General features: G+C 40.1%; 13 protein-coding genes and 1 riboswitch. Of the genes, 8 read left to right on the forward strand and 5 right to left on the reverse strand.

All coding sequences use genetic code 11. The features are described 5' to 3' along the window. Positions 1 to 10: 10 nt before the first annotated feature. On the reverse strand, positions 11 to 1,942 hold the full coding sequence (gene thiC, locus C2869_RS02320; protein ID WP_108601423.1) for a phosphomethylpyrimidine synthase ThiC: 1,932 nt from the start codon (positions 1,940 to 1,942) through the stop codon (positions 11 to 13). A gap of 126 nt (positions 1,943 to 2,068) precedes the next feature. Next, positions 2,069 to 2,187, reverse strand: a riboswitch (TPP riboswitch). 285 nt (positions 2,188 to 2,472) lie between these two features. Between thiC and C2869_RS02325 the strand changes: the two genes are divergently transcribed. Continuing rightward, positions 2,473 to 4,002, forward strand: a complete 1,530-nt coding sequence (locus tag C2869_RS02325) for an ATP-binding protein (protein ID WP_108601424.1) — start codon at positions 2,473 to 2,475, stop codon at positions 4,000 to 4,002. Between the two features lie 8 nt (positions 4,003 to 4,010). Beyond that, the gene (locus C2869_RS02330; protein WP_108601425.1) at positions 4,011 to 4,682 is read left to right on the forward strand and encodes a response regulator; all 672 of its coding nucleotides are present in this window, start codon (positions 4,011 to 4,013) and stop codon (positions 4,680 to 4,682) included. Here the strand turns inward: C2869_RS02330 and C2869_RS02335 are convergent. Both C2869_RS02335 and mpl read right to left on the reverse strand, forming a co-directional pair. Continuing rightward, positions 4,671 to 5,372 (reverse strand): hypothetical protein, encoded by a 702-nt coding sequence (locus tag C2869_RS02335; RefSeq protein ID WP_108601426.1) that lies wholly within the window; start codon positions 5,370 to 5,372, stop codon positions 4,671 to 4,673. The genes C2869_RS02330 and C2869_RS02335 overlap by 12 nt on opposite strands. A gap of 17 nt (positions 5,373 to 5,389) precedes the next feature. Beyond that, positions 5,390 to 6,799 carry a UDP-N-acetylmuramate:L-alanyl-gamma-D-glutamyl-meso-diaminopimelate ligase gene (gene mpl / locus C2869_RS02340; protein WP_108601427.1) on the reverse strand — a complete coding sequence of 470 codons (1,410 nt, stop codon included), beginning with the start codon at positions 6,797 to 6,799 and terminating at the stop codon, positions 5,390 to 5,392. Between the two features lie 609 nt (positions 6,800 to 7,408). Between mpl and C2869_RS02345 the strand changes: the two genes are divergently transcribed. Beyond that, positions 7,409 to 7,771, forward strand: coding sequence for a hypothetical protein (locus tag C2869_RS02345; RefSeq protein ID WP_159083996.1), 363 nt, complete (start codon positions 7,409 to 7,411; stop codon positions 7,769 to 7,771). Between the two features lie 218 nt (positions 7,772 to 7,989). Here the strand turns inward: C2869_RS02345 and C2869_RS02350 are convergent, their stop codons facing one another. Beyond that, on the reverse strand, positions 7,990 to 8,877 hold the full coding sequence (locus tag C2869_RS02350; RefSeq protein ID WP_329604287.1) for an aspartoacylase: 888 nt from the start codon (positions 8,875 to 8,877) through the stop codon (positions 7,990 to 7,992). Positions 8,878 to 9,107: 230 nt separating this feature from the next. On the opposite strand from C2869_RS02350, the gene C2869_RS02355 reads away from it, so the two are divergent. Both C2869_RS02355 and C2869_RS02360 read left to right on the forward strand, forming a co-directional pair. Beyond that, positions 9,108 to 11,933 (forward strand): hybrid sensor histidine kinase/response regulator, encoded by a 2,826-nt coding sequence (locus tag C2869_RS02355; RefSeq protein ID WP_108601430.1) that lies wholly within the window; start codon positions 9,108 to 9,110, stop codon positions 11,931 to 11,933. A gap of 38 nt (positions 11,934 to 11,971) precedes the next feature. Then, positions 11,972 to 12,205 (forward strand): hypothetical protein, encoded by a 234-nt coding sequence (locus C2869_RS02360; protein WP_108604928.1) that lies wholly within the window; start codon positions 11,972 to 11,974, stop codon positions 12,203 to 12,205. Positions 12,206 to 12,323: 118 nt separating this feature from the next. Here the strand turns inward: C2869_RS02360 and C2869_RS02365 are convergent, their stop codons facing one another. After that, on the reverse strand, positions 12,324 to 13,481 hold the full coding sequence (locus C2869_RS02365) for a MalY/PatB family protein (RefSeq protein WP_108601431.1): 1,158 nt from the start codon (positions 13,479 to 13,481) through the stop codon (positions 12,324 to 12,326). A gap of 241 nt (positions 13,482 to 13,722) precedes the next feature. On the opposite strand from C2869_RS02365, the gene C2869_RS02370 reads away from it, so the two are divergent. From C2869_RS02370 to C2869_RS02380, 3 genes are all read left to right on the forward strand, one after another. After that, positions 13,723 to 14,379: a sulfotransferase gene (locus C2869_RS02370; protein WP_108604929.1), complete on the forward strand. Its 657-nt coding sequence runs from the start codon at positions 13,723 to 13,725 to the stop codon at positions 14,377 to 14,379. 43 nt (positions 14,380 to 14,422) lie between these two features. Next, positions 14,423 to 14,995, forward strand: coding sequence for a tRNA-(ms[2]io[6]A)-hydroxylase (miaE, locus tag C2869_RS02375; RefSeq protein WP_108601432.1), 573 nt, complete (start codon positions 14,423 to 14,425; stop codon positions 14,993 to 14,995). A gap of 215 nt (positions 14,996 to 15,210) precedes the next feature. Further along, positions 15,211 to 17,004, forward strand: a complete 1,794-nt coding sequence (locus tag C2869_RS02380; RefSeq protein WP_108601433.1) for a DEAD/DEAH box helicase — start codon at positions 15,211 to 15,213, stop codon at positions 17,002 to 17,004. The last annotated feature ends 24 nt before the right edge of the window (positions 17,005 to 17,028 follow it).

Raw genomic sequence — 17,028 nt, forward strand, 5'->3', positions numbered from 1 at the left:
TCACTAAACACTAATCCGCAACGTGATAGATTTCAGAGCCACGTGATTTAAATTCGTCTGACATTTGCGCCATGCCTTCTTCGGCTTCTTTAGACACATCAATCATTTTAATTTCAATATCACCCTCTGCACTTTCTAAACCCGCTGCGTAGTCACGTACTTCTTGTGTGATCTTCATTGAACAGAATTTAGGACCACACATTGAGCAGAAGTGCGCCACCTTACCAGATTCTTGAGGTAAAGTTTCATCGTGATACTCACGAGCACGATCTGGATCAAGTCCTAGGTTAAATTGATCAATCCAACGGAATTCAAAACGTGCTTTTGACAAGGCATTATCACGAACCTGTGCACCTGGATGACCTTTCGCTAAGTCGCCAGCATGAGCAGCAATTTTATAAGTGATCAAACCTTCTTTAACGTCTTCTTTGTTAGGTAAACCTAAATGCTCTTTCGGCGTTACATAACACAGCATTGCACAGCCGTACCAACCAATGTTGGCCGCACCAATACCTGAAGTAAAGTGGTCGTAACCTGGAGCAATGTCAGTCGTTAATGGGCCTAAGGTGTAGAAAGGCGCTTCATGACAATGCTTTAATTGCTCTTCCATGTTCTCTTTAACCATGTGAAGAGGAACATGACCAGGGCCTTCAATCATCACTTGCACATCATGTTCCCAAGCAATTTTAGTTAACTCACCTAATGTGCGTAACTCACTGAATTGCGCTTCGTCATTCGCATCGGCAATAGCACCAGGGCGTAAGCCATCACCCAATGAAAATGCCACATCGTACTGCTTACAAATTTCACAGATATCTTCAAAATGGGTATATAAGAAGTTTTCTTTATGATGCGCTAAACACCATTTAGCCATAATTGAACCACCACGCGAAACAATACCTGTTACACGTTTTGCAGTCATTGGCACGTAACGCAGTAAAACACCGGCATGGATAGTAAAGTAATCAACGCCCTGCTCAGCTTGTTCAATTAATGTATCGCGAAAAACTTCCCATGTTAAATCTTCAGCAACGCCATTAACTTTTTCAAGCGCTTGGTAAATTGGAACAGTACCAATAGGCACAGGCGAGTTACGAATAATCCACTCTCGCGTTTCATGAATATAACGACCGGTTGATAAATCCATTACCGTATCGCCGCCCCATTTAATTGACCAAACTAACTTTTCAACTTCTTCTTCAATTGAAGAGGTAACAGCTGAATTACCAATGTTTGCGTTAACTTTAATTAAAAAGTTACGGCCAATGATCATGGGTTCTGATTCAGGGTGGTTGATATTTGAAGGAATAATCGCGCGACCTTCAGCAACTTCTTTACGAACAAATTCTGGGGTAATTTCTTCTGGAATATTAGCACCCCAGCTTTGACCTGGGTGTTGCTGCTTTAAGATTTCATCTTTGACTTCTTTAAGCTTCATATTTTCACGAATAGCAATATATTCCATTTCTGGCGTAATAATGCCACGACGCGCGTAATGCATTTGAGTCACGTTTTGACCCGGTTTTGCACGACGTACTTTTGGTAAGTTTTCAAAACGAATATGATCTAAACCTTCATCAGCTAAACGTTGTTGGCTGTAGCCCGACGTTGCACCTTCTAATACTTCGGTATCTTCTCTTGCTTCTATCCAAGTTGCTCTTAGCTTATCTAAACCTTTATGTACATCTATGCTGGTTTCAGGATCCGTATACGGGCCAGAAGTGTCATAAACACGAACAGGCTCATTTGGCTCAAAAACTGGGTCTTCTTTTGTGCCGCCGACTAATGAATCACTAACCGAAATTTCTCGCATACCCACTTTAATTGGATGGATATCACCTTCTAAATAAATCTTTTTCGAGTTAGGAAAGTTTTGATTAGAACAATTTTTTAAAAATTCTTCCGCTTGTTCGCGACGCTCACGACGAGATAGTTTAGCCATTTTGTAGCCTTTTTAGTGTTTATACAGGTCGATACTGCTCAAATTACGGTTCGACAGGAGTTTATTGTCATTTATGGTCAACAGACCACGTAAAGTTGCTAATGAAGGAGTGTAGAATACGGATAGGAAAATGCTAACCTTGTTCCCTACGCAGAGGTTAATCTGAATCAGGTTCTACGGATCCCGCTAGTGCGATCTCAGCCTTTCCAATAAAAATGATAGGATTGGCACTCCGACAAGTGGCAACGATTATAGATAAATCATTGTAAGATGCTAGTGCTAATTGCAACATCAAGCTTACTAAAAACAAGGTTTGTTATACCTTTATAGCAAGTCATTGATAAATATACTTAATTAATAAACAAAGCGTGTTTTAATTTTTTACACTTCCATATTAATAACAAAAAAGTATAAAACTCTAACAACAAACAAACTGAATAAAGGAATAAATGTGAAACTAAAGGTTTAAAGCTAGGAAAACAAAACTAAGTTGTTACCATTAACCTGTTATAAATGGGTTAAGGGTAAGTATGTCTATTTCCAGTAAACTGATCGCCGCATTAATTTTTGCATTGACATTGTTAGTCAGTGCCATGTATGTGCTGATCCAATGGGGATTCGACCGCGAAATGCTAGAGTACGTCAATCAAAGAGAAGCGGCTAAACTGGATAGGCTAGTTGACAATATCGTGCTCTACCATAAAACATACGGTGTAGATTCATTATCTGAACACAGAAGTCGCTGGCATAAATTATTGCAAATTGCAGGCGCTGACCAAGTGATTAGTCAAGAAGAATTAATCTCTATTGACGACAACGATTACCGTCATCTAATACCCAGTAATGGTCGACGACCGATAAAAAAGCGAAATCATTACTCACCCAAAGGTTCAGATAGACAGCAGCACCGCCCTACTTACCCAGACCGACCTCCTCACATGAAACCAGGGCAAACAGAGAAAAACAGCCCTCAACGACGACGTCAAACAGCTCCTGGGCCTGCATTGTTAGACGCGAATAAACAAGTGATTGTTGGCAGCCTAAAAGAAGGTTTCCGCCCTGTCCCGATAAAAATGAACAACCAAACTATCGCTTATTTTACAGCGCCTGTAAAACGCAAAATAACCGATGAACTGGATGTCAGATTTGTTAACAAACAAACCGAAAGTTTACTGCTAATTTGCCTATTTGTGCTAGTTATCACCTTGGTAGTTGCTATTCCTATGGCTAGATTGCTTTCAACTCCTATTAAAAAATTAGCTCGGGCAACCAGCGAAGTTAAAAAAGGCAATTACGATATTCGAATTAAACCCAAAGGGCGGGATGAATTATCACAATTAGCTCGTGACTTTGTCGATATGGCCAAAGCACTCGAACAAAATGAAGAAGGACGCAAAAAATGGCTTGCCGACGTATCACATGAACTGCGAACCCCTATTGCCATTTTCAAAGGCGAAATCGAAGCCATGTTAGATGGCATTCGGCCACTCAATCAAGACAATATAAAATCACTCCAAGAAGAAGCCACTCATCTGCAAAATTTGATCGATGATTTACATGAACTCGCCAGTTCTGATGTTGGAGCGCTAAAATACAACAAAGAAGAGTTAGATTTAGATGAACTGCTAACCCTTGCCGTTAAACGCCATAGCGCGACCGTTACCCAAAACGCATTTACCATTGAATACCAAAGCGCAGACGACTGCGTTTGGGTTTGGGGCGACGCCACTCGCTTGTCGCAGGTTATCGATAATATTATTAAAAACAGTATCAAATACACTGACCAGCCAGGCAGAACAAGCATCACCTTGTTACAAAAAGCTAAAACCGTCGAACTTGTATTTGAAGATACACCACCGGGTGTGCCGGATATGGCGCTACCACACCTTTTTGATTACTTGTATCGAGTAGAAAGTTCACGCAATCGTTCAACCGGTGGTTCGGGATTAGGACTGGCCTTATGTCAAAAAATCGTTGAAAATCATCAAGGTGACATACAAGCTTACCATGCTCAATCTGGTGGCTTAGGTATTAAAATTACCTTACCGGCTTTGTTATAAGGAATATCATGAACAGCATTTTAATTGTTGAAGACGAAATTAAGTTAGCCAATTTATTACAAGATTACTTACGACTTGAAAACCTTGATACCCACATTATTAGTGATGGTGCGCTAGTGGTAGATTGGGTAAAAGAAAATAAACCTGACGTTATTCTATTGGATATTATGTTGCCCAACAAAGACGGCTTAACATTGTGCAAAGAAATACGCCAATTCTCTATGGTTCCAATTGCCATGGTTACCGCTAGAGTAGAAGAAATTGATAGGTTATTAGGTCTGGAAATTGGTGCCGATGACTACATTTGTAAACCTTATTCACCTAAAGAGGTCGTGGCCAGAGTTAAAGCGATAATAAGAAGACAAAGCGCGCTGAATCAGCAAGAGCTAACCCCGTCTATTCTCGAAATCGATGAACAAAAATTTACTGTCGCCGTTAAAGGAAATAAGCTTGAACTAACCGCAATAGAGTTCAATCTACTAAATGCCTTAGCTAAATCGCCAGGGCGCATATTCTCTCGTAACCAATTAATCGATACCATTTACAGTGACAATCGGATTGTCAGTGACAGAACCATTGACAGTCATATCAAAAAATTACGCAAGAAACTCAATCAAGCCTCACCTGAGCAAGAGATCGTGCAATCTGTTTACGGTGTAGGCTATAAACTAGAAATTTAAATCCATACACACTTGCTGAGCGCTAACCTTATATAAAGCAGCAGTTAACAAAACGAGCTGCTCTTCGCGTAAAGGCATGCGATTAGCACTACGATATAAATGGCCAATATGCTCGATCACTTTTGCGTAGGCTTGTAAGCTTTGTTGGCGCTGCTCCATCATTTGTATTAAACCGAAAAACGCCGAAAATTCATGTTCTGGCAAAGCGTGTATTTTCTTAACCGCAGCCAAAAAAACTTCCAATGGCGATAGCAACTGATTATTCAGAGTAGAAAGTGCTACCGCCAATGTTTGGTTACTTTCAAATAACGCCAGCGAACGGATATAGTTAAAAGGAAGATTTTCTTGAGTCTGCGCGGCCACGCTAAAAATATAGTGCAACACATTATTTTGCTGCACATCAACTTGGTCTAACTCAAATTTATCTTTAAATGGCGTTAATACAAAACCAAGCCTATTCACATCTTTTACAAAGCTAATGAATTCGCTAGTTATAGGTTTAACCTGCCACAATTTAGTGACAATTTTCTGAAACCAATCAAATTGGCTTTCGCCGCCACTGACATATTTTTGATACAAAAAATCAACCTGCGACAGGTTTTCATCAGTATTCGATTGTAGATATATTTCAACTAAAGCCTTGTAAGCTTGGCTTTCAAAAGCCTGTTGAAACTGTTGAACTTGAGTCATTTTTAACACATTTCGACTTAGTAATCGGCTGATACAGCTAACGCATCCAGTAATTTTTGATGTATACCGCCAAAACCACCATTACTCATAATTAGAATCGTATCACTAGGTTTAGCTTCAGACACCACAGCACTAATCAAATCAGCTAAATTGCCATACGCTGCCGCAGGTTGCTGACAAGCATCACAAACCTCGCTAACTGACCAGTTGATATTCTCCGGCTGAAATAAAAAGACATGGTCGGCTGCTTGCAGTGAGTTGGCTAACTCTTGTTTATGAACCCCTAGCTTCATTGTTGCTGAGCGAGGCTCCAATACAGCGATAATTCTCCCTTGAGCACTGCTAACCTCAGATGCCATTTCAATAGCACTTTTAAGGCCTTTTAAGGTCGTTTGAATCGCTGTCGGATGATGAGCAAAGTCATCGATAACACGAATACCATTCACCTCACCTTTTAATTCCATACGCCGTTTTACATTTTCAAAGCGAGCTAACGAATCAATCGCATCACTTGGCCGCACACCAACATGTTTAGCGGCGGCAATTGCCATTAATGCATTATTAGCATTGTGCTCCCCCATCAAGGTCCATTTAACCGTGCCTTGATATTCACCATTATGTATCACATCAAATTGACTAAAATCGGCACTATGTTGATGTAATTGCCAGGCTACCTGATGCGAGCCTTGCTCATGACTAAAACCTGTCGTTTGGGTTTCAGTCCAGCAGCCTTGGTCAATAACATCTTGTATCGCGTTTTCCTTGTGGGGATATAGCACTAAACCATTACCTGGTACGGTACGAATTAAATGATGGAATTGCTTTTGAATGGCGGCTAAGTCCGCGAATATATCAGCATGATCAAACTCAAGGTTATTCATGATCAACGTACGTGGGCGATAGTGAACAAATTTACTGCGTTTATCAAAAAAGGCTGAATCATATTCATCAGCTTCTATGCAGAAAAAGATAGAATCACCTAAGCGAGCTGAAATACCGAAATTATTGGCGATCCCACCAATCAAAAATCCTGGTTTCATGCCATTGTCATCTAACACCCAAGACAGCATACTTGTCGTTGTCGTTTTGCCATGGGTACCTGAAACCGCCAATACCCACTTATCCTTTAATACATGCTCCAACAACCACTGAGGGCCTGAAATGTAGGGGATATTTTTATTTAATACGGTTTCAACTGCTTCATTGCCACGTGACATCGCATTACCAATGATCACTAAATCAGGCTGTGGTTGTAAATGCTCAGCTTTATAACCTTGCATCAATTCAATACCGAGCTCTTGCAATTGAGTACTCATAGGTGGGTAAACATTCGCGTCTGAGCCCGTAACCTTATAACCCAATTGCTTAGCAATGACTGCCAAGCCCCCCATGAAGGTGCCACAAATACCTAATATATGAATATGCATAACAAAAATAGCAAAGATAAATAGGCGGTTAGGCTAAGACAGGACACTCACAAGTACAAGCCTGAAACGGTTTTTTTTAACTCTGTTTTTAAGTAATTCGTGACTAACTAGCCGAATCAACTGAATGCTAATACTAAAGTACTCATTTATATCGTTAAACAATACTGGTTATTGTTGAAAATAGCTGATCTTTGCTCGAACCTTTGCACGACAATCTATTTGTATTTAGTCAAAGCGATCGGGTTTTAGGGGAAGCTGGCAAGCTTCGAGCCCCCATGAGCATATGCTCTATTATGTGATTGGGGCGAGTAAGCGCTGACAATGAACCATAAAATCTGAACGAGAAGACTATAGTTAATAACCAAAATCAACTTGTAACTAAATGACAGCGTGCTATAAAACAAACTCAAACTTCAAATTAGAAAAACTCACTTTTACTACTTGCCAAAGTAAGGGGTAAAGGTAATACTGTTTGGTATCCAATCAAACATGGACTGTTTAATGACTTATCTAAACTACGTTAAATCATGGATTTTGTTTAACTTAACCCTCACCTTGACCTCTGGGCTTTACATTTACTATTACAATACCTCAGTCGACGGTGAATTCATGTCATCATTAGTTGTGTTGGCTAATATGATCTTTTTAATGACTTTATACTTTGCCAACAAAGCTCTTGCGCAAAAAGATCCACTCGACCAAATCAACATTGATCACACTCACTTGTTTATCGACGATTTTTGCATTGCGCTGAACGATATTGCATCAATCAATATTCAAAACCAAGGCGCCACAGCTAGTTTATCCATTGATAAAAAAGGCCAATTAACGCCTGTATTTGAGCTATCTTTTGATAAGCGATTTATCGTTAAAGTACAAGGTTTTGTCATTAAACACATACCGCATGCTGACTTACGAGGTGAACCTTTAAGGCTCAGTAGTAAATTAACTCGCCTAGTCGCCAACTATTAAGTTAATTCAATTTATAGTCCAAGCGATTCCGAGTCACTTAAAGCGCTCAATTCAAATAATATTTGCAAGCATGGGATATGAGTGGTGAGGATAGAATACGTATCTAAGCTTTAAGAATTGCATTGCCTAATACTGAGAAACACCGAATATTCACTATTCAAAAATTCAAATAAAAATGCCGAGCTAAGCTCGGCATTTTTGATCAATTTTAAAAGGTGTTACTCGTTAATAATCACGACTTTTTCCATTAACGAAGTCGCTAAGTTTTTATCATAATATGCCGCTTCATTAACAAATGCCGTGTAAACCGTTTTATCACCAGCATAAGTGATCGTTTCACCATTAAACAACTGAAATAAAGGATCACCAGGATTTAACGCTTTAAAGTCTGAGTCTTGCACTGACTGGTGGATCATACCAATACGTTCACCTTTTTCGTTCAGTGGCAAAGTTAAACTTTGCAAAAAACGAAACGCTTCAGTTTCTCGCGGTAAATCAGGTAAATTATTCTCATTGTACAGGTGAGCAAAATCAAGAATGGTATTAACCATTTGCTCGGTTTGTTGAAAAACATCATGTCGCAAAACAGCTTGCGGCACAGGACCTACTTCAACAATAACACCGTATTTACCAACCGTAGCTAAAAGATGATGTTCATCATTTGACTTGTGGTCTTCATCTCTAAAAATAGTGACACTTGGCATCTGCATTTTTATATAAGCCGCCAGCTTATTATAAAACTCGCCTGATTGAGGCATTAACAGCGTCGGCCCCATATTACTTGTGGTTGTATGTAAATCGATAACTAAATCAGACTTTGGGTTACCTTTTGGGCCAATTGCTTGATTTATTACTTTAGCTCGATTTTGCTCATAACCACCTAATGTTGGATCCTCTAGGTTATGACGAGCAAATTGACGATTTAAATCTTGGTCAACATAACGACGGCTAATTTCATACGCTTTGGGATTAGCGAGTAAGGTCGATGTATTTAAGCTGGGGCGCTGGATCAATTCTGGAGAATCTTGCCATTTTTGCAAAAGATAATAACCGGTAATTTCGTTTCCGTGAGTACCGCCGACAATGGCAACCTTATTTATAGACACTATTTAACCCTTGGTGCATTCCATAATAGACCAACCTAATTTATCAGAATAACAAATCGGTTTTTAATCACTAAATTATATATATTAGATGATGGCCTATTAGTTTCAAACTAACCTAGGGCGATTAACAGTAAAAACCTTTACCATCATAAATTGTTTTGTCACAAGATTTAGCAATTTTTCTAATTTATTCAATACTTAATTAACCAGCCCTTATTGAAACCTGAAATATGACCCGTCACTCTGCCGAGCCTACATCTCGTCACTTAAATTACATCTTACTGTTTGAACCCGACGGCAACATGATTTCAGATACCGCCAACTTAATGGCCAATATTGCAACTCATAGTCCGCATTTAACAAATAATGCTTTACCGACAAATTTACAACAATTGCTAGGCACTGAAAATTTCAAGCAGTTACAAAAAATAACCAAAAACTTTACTCATAGTGTCAACGAATTGAGCGTAGATTCCCCTACATTGGGTAAAGTTTATTTACACTTTTCCCCTAGTAACATTCACGGTAAACCGGTTGCTAGCCTACATGTAACAACCAAGCTTCAAACAGAATTTGAACATGAGTTAAGCCCGTATAGAGTCGCCGCTGATGGCACGCAACTTGGGGTTTGGGATGTCCATTTGCCCACCGCACAAGGGCGATACGAATTTATTGATTTTTTACATGATTTTTTACATAGCGAAGATTTGTACTTTTCCAGTAAATTTATTGCATTGCTCGATTTACCACGTGACGAGACAATAACTTGGCAACATATCAAGCAATTAATGTTTGAAGATGATATTGCAACATTTGATTCTTTATTAATGAATCACTTGGAATTCAAAGCCCCATTAAGTATTGAATGCCGAATAAAAAATAGAGAAGGCGTATACCAATGGTACGAAATACGCGGAGAGTCACAACGTAACCAACAAGGCTTTCCTATACGTGTGACAGGCAGTATACAAAACTGTACTTTCCACAAAGACATGATCAATTCCGTATTAGAATCTGAGCAGAGCAAACGTTTAGCCTTAGATGCGGCCAATATCGGTGTATGGACCTATCATATTAAAGATAACGCTTGGACCTGGGATAATATTTTTAATCAAATATACCAGTTTACTCCTGAGCAACAGGGTAATAACGACATTTGGAAAAACTGCATTCATCCAGATGATAAGGACAAAGTGATTCAAGCATTAGCACTCACAGCTACTGAAGGACATCCATTTCAAGTTGACTATAGGATCATCACACCTGACAAGCAAGTTCGTAATATTATCGCTCGAGGCCATGTCTCTAACAATGTATTCGGTCAAGCATGCCGAGTCGAGGGAATATGTTTTGACAATTCAACTATCACACACGCTAAAAACCAAATAAACGAAATTAAGTCCGAGTTAGAAAACAGAGTCAAACAGCGCACTAAAGAATTAGAAGCCTCTCGTGACCTTGCTGAAGCTGGCAGCCATTCAAAATCTAAATTTCTAGCCATGATGAGTCATGAAATTCGTACGCCAATGAATGGGGTTATTGGCGCTCTGGATCTAGTCGATAAATCGCAATTGAATACAGGTCAACAAGAGCTTATTTCAACCGCTAAAGAGTCCGCATTAAACCTTGTTTCTATTCTCAATGACATTCTTGATTTAAGCAAAATTGAGGCCGGGAAATTCAGTCTTGATCTAGCAGATATGTCAATTAGCGAGGTCGTAAACAGCGCTGTGGCTTTACATGCCAATTTAGCGCAAAGCAAAGGTATAAAATTTAGCATTAATGAATCACTAGACTATCACGACTTTGTTAATTCAGATCCTATTCGCTTAAGGCAAATATTGAGTAATCTATTAAGCAACGCAATAAAATTTACCGAGCCAACCTCTGAAAAGGCTGGTGAAATTAGTTTAACCATTAGTAAAGATGAACAGCAGTCGTTAGGCCCTGTGCAATACATCAAGTTTCAAGTTAAAGACAACGGTATTGGCATCAAAAAAAGTGCTCTCTCTCGATTGTTTAGTCCCTTTTCTCAAGCCGAGGATTCAACCACGCGAAAGTATGGCGGCACTGGATTAGGTTTAAGTATATGTGGGCGCTTGTCTGATTTACTCGGGGGTAATCTATCTGTAAATAGTGAGTTTGGCCAAGGCTCGACATTTACTTTGGGCGTACCTTTTTGGCCAGCCAAAACACAAGATGATTTAGTGAGTTATTGGGGGGAAGAGATCTTACTCGTAGGTAATTTTAGCGACGATCTACATTGGGTTGCGGATTACATGCAAACTAACGGCGCGTTTGTTGATAAAGCCAGTATTGCCTCGCTTGTTACAGAACAAGGCAAGCAACAGCTAAACGACGCTAACCATATTGTGGTGTCAGGGTTAACACTGAGCCAAACTGAAATTGAAAAATTATTGAAGTTAATCGCCCCCCAATATTATTCAAAAATAACCCTTTGGACGTCTCAGCAAAACCTTGCTTGGTTTCACCTGAATGCCAAGGAGCTAGCCTGCATCCAGTCTACACCGATCACCAGCTACAAAGTCAAACAATTAACTAAAAATGATGACGTCGATCTAAGTCAATGCGAAGTTACAACACCAACATCAGATACCGCTAACCAGTCTGCCCAGATGCAAACCATTAACAAACGTATTAACGAAGGCATACATAATGAATCGGACATTCTTGTGGTTGAAGACAATCCGATGAACCAAAAGCTATTACTACTACAACTTGAACAATTAGGCTATCACGCCGATGTTGCTGCGAATGGTTATGAAGGATTAAACATGTACAAACAACATGGCTACACATTAGTGATCACGGATTGCCATATGCCAGAAATGGACGGATATGACTTAGCTTCATCCATTCGTCAGTTAGAACGAACCAGCCAAAAACATATTCCCATTGTCGCCTTAACTGGGGCGGCCATGACGGGCGATAAAGAAAAGTGTATATCTGCGGGTATGGATGATTACTTATCTAAGCCCATTCAAACGCGGCAATTAAAACAAGCCATTGAAAAGTGGCTCAACACTCAGCATTAGCCATTAAAAATTTTCACAAACAACAAGTAAGGAAAAATATGTTTAAATTAATAGCCATTTTAGCCACTTGCTCCCTGCTACTCGCTTGCGGAGGGCCAACTCCCGTGGCCAAATCTGACTGCGACAAAGTTATTCAGCACGTTAAATCCGTTTTGAAAGACAAAGCACCTAGCCATAGTGAACTAACCGCACAATGTAAAAGTGCAACAGACGAACAAAGAGGTTGTGTAATGGCGGCTGACAAACCAATGAAAGTATTGCAGTGTCTGTAAATGTTAATTCATTGAACCAAAAGCGATAAGGCTAAGCGTTGTCATATTTTTAACACTTAGCCTTTTTAACCAACCCGAAATACTATTTTTTGAGTACCGCAGCTTTAAGCACTAGAGCTTATTCAGGCAGTTGTAGCAGCTTAGTCACCGCATTTTTTATACGTGTAACGGCTTGTTCTAATTGACTACGGGGACAACCAAAATTGATACGCGCAAATAGCGGTTCACCAAAATCTCTGCCAGGTGAAGGGCCGACACCTGCGTCTTCCCAAAACTTTTGTACATTATCGATACCCAGCTCAGAACAATCAATCCAAGCTAAAAAGGTTGCGTCCGATTTGACCATCTTCAGGCCTTTAATCGCATTAATTTCCTTGTATAAATAATCTTGGTTGCCACGCAAATAATCAAGTAAGGCTTCATGCCAAGCATGACCTTTTTCAAAGGCGGCTTCAGTGGCAACTAAGCCTAATATTTGCGCCCAAGGCACAATTCCCATCGCGGCGTTTCTGAATGCGTTACGCAGTTTAACGTTAGGAATGACTGAAAAAGACACACCCAGGCCGGCAATATTAAAGGTTTTGCTGGCGGCCATTAAACTGAACGAATTATCTTCGGCGCCTTTAATGGTGGGCATAGGAATATGTTGAGCATCTTTATTCAGTACTAAATCACAATGGATCTCATCCGAACAAATAATCACGTTATGCTTAGCACAAATATCGGCAATCGCTTGTAACTCAGCTTGAGTTAAAACAGAACCACAAGGATTCATTGGGTTACAAAACAGGAAAAGTTTAGTCTTAGGATCAGCAGCTAAATTGTCTAATGCAGCAAGGTCTAATTCGTAGCGCCCTTCGAGCAATATGCTAGGCACCTTAACCAATTCACATTGGTTTAGTTCAGGGGCCTTTAACATAGGTGGGTAATTAGGCGTTTGAACTAAAATTTTATCGCCGGCTTGGCAAAATGCTTTAGCCGCGACGTTAAAAGCGGGAACAACACCTGGGTTCCAAACTAACCACTCTGGTTTAATTTGCCAATCATGCTGTTTAGCAATCCAATCTACCGTCACTTGATTAAGCGAATCATAAGGTAAGGTGTAACCCAAGGGGCCATGCTGAGTGCGCTCACAAATCGCATCCAACACTTCTTGTGGTGGTGAAAACTCGGTATCTGCGACCCACATAGGCAAAATATCTGTGCCTTGGTATTTATTCCATTTAAATGAATGAGTAGGTTTGCGATCTATGACTCGATCAAAATCAAATGACATGCGTTGTCCAAACTAAAAGCTAACTTGTGTGCATTGTCTAATGAGTTAAACCGTTTGGCAAATGTGTTTTACGTTAAGCCAATTATTTTTCGAAGGTGGTATAGGTTTCAGTTGCTAACTTATGCAGTTCAGCGCTAAATTCGTAAAAACTGACTTCGTAATTGGCGTTCCCCCCATTCATAACTCCCAACGTGCTATCCTATATCCATCTACATTAATCGAAGCGATTAATTTATTAGAAATGAAATTTTTCATCATAGGTTTACCCCGCACAGCGACCACTAGTGTTTGTGTAGCAGCACTGGAATTGGGCTATAAAACGGCACACACGGCTTACACACAACAAGCGCTTGAACAGGCAAGTGTTATTGCCGACACCCCAGTGTTTGGCCAATACCCTTTGCTAGATCAAGCCTTTAGCAACAGCCGCTTTATTTATTTGCAACGCAAGCTAGAGAGTTGGCTACCGTCAATTCAACAATTACTCATTCGCATGCATGATAATGTGATCAATAATCGTGGCGGCTTTAATCCGCACATAAAGCAAAACTTTAAACAGGTGTTTTCCCCCTTTACCCTAGCTAACATTCAAAATGAAGATTTTTTGGCTACTTGCTATACCAAACATCAACAAGCGGTCAAAAGCTATTTTTCAGCTCGGCCTAATGATCTATTAACTATTGATGTTACAGAAAAAGATAGCTATCAAGCTTTTTGTCAATTTATCCTAGCCAAACCAACCAAAGATCAGCTAATACAAGGATTTAAGCCGATTAACATGGCAGGAAAAGTCACTGCTTGGAATCAAATCAAACACCCATTAAAAATAGCGTCAACTGACCAAGGTAAATGCACCCTGCCCTTTCCGCTAGCAATCGATAACCGCAATATCGTATAATCGCGCTGATTATAAAATTGTTTTTGTTAAGAGTTTCCTTTCAATGTTCGAACTTAAATACCATACACCGTTTGCATGGACCGAAGCTGTTTTAGCTGATTTTGACGCATTTTTACAAGACCATGCAGCTGCCGAAAAAAAGGCATCGGGTATGGCGATGTCCATGTTGTCGCACTACCCTGATCGCAAAAAATTAGTGCGCGCCATGACAGATCTAGCCCTAGAAGAACTGATCCACTTTAAACAAGTACTCAAGCTACTTGAAGCACGTGATGTCACTCTCGGTGATGACAAAGCTGACAGTTACATCAAACAAATTCGCAAACTATTTCGCCAAGGCAGTGATGTATTTTTGTTAGATAGATTGTTAGTGGCTGGTGTCATTGAAGCGCGCGGCCATGAACGTTTTTCATTGGTCGCCGAAGCTTTGCCACAAGGAAAGGATAAAGACTTCTACGTCGCCATTGCAAAATCAGAAGAAAAGCACAAAAACTTGTTTGTTGAATTAGCCCTAGAATACTTCGAAGAAAGTATGGTTTATGAACGCTTAGACGAAATCTTAGAAGCCGAAGCTAAAATTTGTGCCGACTTACCTTATCGCGCGGCGTTACACTAAGATCATCCCTAAATTCTTGACTAAGTTCTTAATAAGCACTTACTCAGTTAAACACTAATTTTGTTTTCTAGTCAAAGCGATCAGGTTTTAGGGGAAGCCGTCAAGCTTCGAGACCCCATGAGCATATGCTCTACTATGTGATTGGGGCGAGTAAGCGCTGACAATGAACCATAAGACCTGAGCGAGAAGACTATCATTAGGGTAATCACCCGCTTATGTATCAACTGCGACCATATCAACAAGATGCAGTAGACGCCACTCTAAATCACTTTCGGCAAAGCGATGACTCAGCGGTTATCGTATTGCCGACTGGCGCAGGGAAAAGTTTAGTCATTGCCGAGCTGGCAAGCCTAGCGAAAAGAAAAATACTGGTACTCACCCATGTTAAAGAGCTAGTTGAACAAAACCATGCTAAATACCAAAGTTACGGTTTACAAGCTGGTATATTTTCGGCGGGTTTAAAACAAAAAAATCTCACGCATCAGGTGACTTTCGCCAGTATTCAATCTTTAGCGCGAAATATTGCGCAGCTCAATTATCAATTTAGTTTAGTGATTATCGATGAGTGTCATCGTATTGGTTTAAAGCAAGATAAAGACAAAGGCGTCAATCAGTACCAACAAGTTATTAAGCATATTCAATCTCTGAACCCAAAACTAAAAATTCTGGGTTTAACCGCCACGCCCTATCGATTAGATACAGGCTGGATCTATCAACACCACTATTACGGCTTTGTTAGACGAGAAGAACAAGCGCAATTCGTAAAATGTATTTTTGAATTGCCGTTAAGGTATATGATCAAACACCAATACCTAACCCCACCTAAACTGATTAATCTCGCAACTAACAATTACGATTTCTCATCACTTGTGCCACAAGCCAATGGTGAATATCAAACTCAAGCTGTCAATGAATTACTTGCTAAATACCCAAGAGTCACCAAAGCCATTTGCGAACACATTGTTGAATTAAGTCAGGCAAGGCAAGGCGTTATGATATTTGCCGCGAGTGTTGCTCATGCCCAAGAAATAAAAGGCTATATCGACTCATTTTCACAACAAATCAGTCAGTTAGTGACCGGCGATACCGATAACAGCCAACGCGAAAAAATCATACAGGCATTTAAAGCCAAACAAATTAAATACCTGATCAATGTATCTGTGTTAACGACGGGCTTTGATGCGCCGCATGTCGATGTCATTGCCATACTACGCCCAACTCAATCTATTAGTTTATACCAACAAATAGTGGGGCGCGGGCTGCGCCTCGCAGACGGTAAACAAGATTGTCTGGTCCTTGACTATGCGGGTAATGAGTTTGATTTATTTCAACCCGAAGTCGGTAGCCCTAAACCAAACTCTGCTAGCGTGCCGGTTATGGTACCTTGTCCGGTATGCAACTTTGCTAACACCTTTTGGGGCAAAGTAGATAGCGATGGTGACTTAGTCGAGCACTATGGTCGACGTTGCCAAGGACTGGTTGATATTGCAGCCAATAAATCAGATAACCCACCCAAACTAAAGCCCGACAACAAACAACAATGTCAATTTCGTTTTGTATTTAAACAATGTCCCGATTGCATGGCCGAAAACGACATTGCGGCGCGCACTTGCCACCACTGTCAAAAAGTATTGGTTGACCCAGATGAACTCATCAAAAAAGCGCTCAAACTTAAAGATTTAACTGTGATCCGCTGTAGCGGTATGACACTAGAAGCCGAACAGTCAAAACTTAAAATTCGCTACTTTGATGAAGACGGTTTAGAAATAAACGAAACTTTTAATTTTGATTACCCAAAAGCCAAGCAAGAGTTTAACCGTTTATTTGGCCGGCGCTTTAAACAAACTACCCAGCCAACACTTTTTGACAAGGTGCAAGAAATCGTTAAACAAGCCGCTCATTTTACACACCCAGATTTTGTTATTGCTAAGCGCGAAAAACACTATTGGCAAATCAAACAACGTGTGTTTGACTATCAAGGAAATTTTCGGAAAGCAAATCAAATGTAAAACGGTCTATTTGATCGGGTTTAA

It is taken from the genome of Saccharobesus litoralis, assembly GCF_003063625.1.
GTDB lineage: Bacteria > Pseudomonadota > Gammaproteobacteria > Enterobacterales > Alteromonadaceae > Saccharobesus > Saccharobesus litoralis.

Bases quoted from the DNA above. Each gene is read 5' to 3' on its own strand.
- miaE (WP_108601432.1), top strand. From the start codon at position 14,423: ATGTTCGAACTTAAATACCATACACCGTTTGCATGGACCGAAGCTGTT.
- C2869_RS02365 (WP_108601431.1), bottom strand. From the start codon at position 13,481: ATGTCATTTGATTTTGATCGAGTCATAGATCGCAAACCTACTCATTCA.
- thiC (WP_108601423.1), bottom strand. From the start codon at position 1,942: ATGGCTAAACTATCTCGTCGTGAGCGTCGCGAACAAGCGGAAGAATTT.
- C2869_RS02325 (WP_108601424.1), top strand. From the start codon at position 2,473: ATGTCTATTTCCAGTAAACTGATCGCCGCATTAATTTTTGCATTGACA.
- C2869_RS02355 (WP_108601430.1), top strand. From the start codon at position 9,108: ATGACCCGTCACTCTGCCGAGCCTACATCTCGTCACTTAAATTACATC.
- mpl (WP_108601427.1), bottom strand. From the start codon at position 6,799: ATGCATATTCATATATTAGGTATTTGTGGCACCTTCATGGGGGGCTTG.
- C2869_RS02360 (WP_108604928.1), top strand. From the start codon at position 11,972: ATGTTTAAATTAATAGCCATTTTAGCCACTTGCTCCCTGCTACTCGCT.
- C2869_RS02380 (WP_108601433.1), top strand. From the start codon at position 15,211: ATGTATCAACTGCGACCATATCAACAAGATGCAGTAGACGCCACTCTA.
- C2869_RS02345 (WP_159083996.1), top strand. From the start codon at position 7,409: ATGTCATCATTAGTTGTGTTGGCTAATATGATCTTTTTAATGACTTTA.
- C2869_RS02335 (WP_108601426.1), bottom strand. From the start codon at position 5,372: ATGACTCAAGTTCAACAGTTTCAACAGGCTTTTGAAAGCCAAGCTTAC.
- C2869_RS02370 (WP_108604929.1), top strand. From the start codon at position 13,723: ATGAAATTTTTCATCATAGGTTTACCCCGCACAGCGACCACTAGTGTT.
- C2869_RS02330 (WP_108601425.1), top strand. From the start codon at position 4,011: ATGAACAGCATTTTAATTGTTGAAGACGAAATTAAGTTAGCCAATTTA.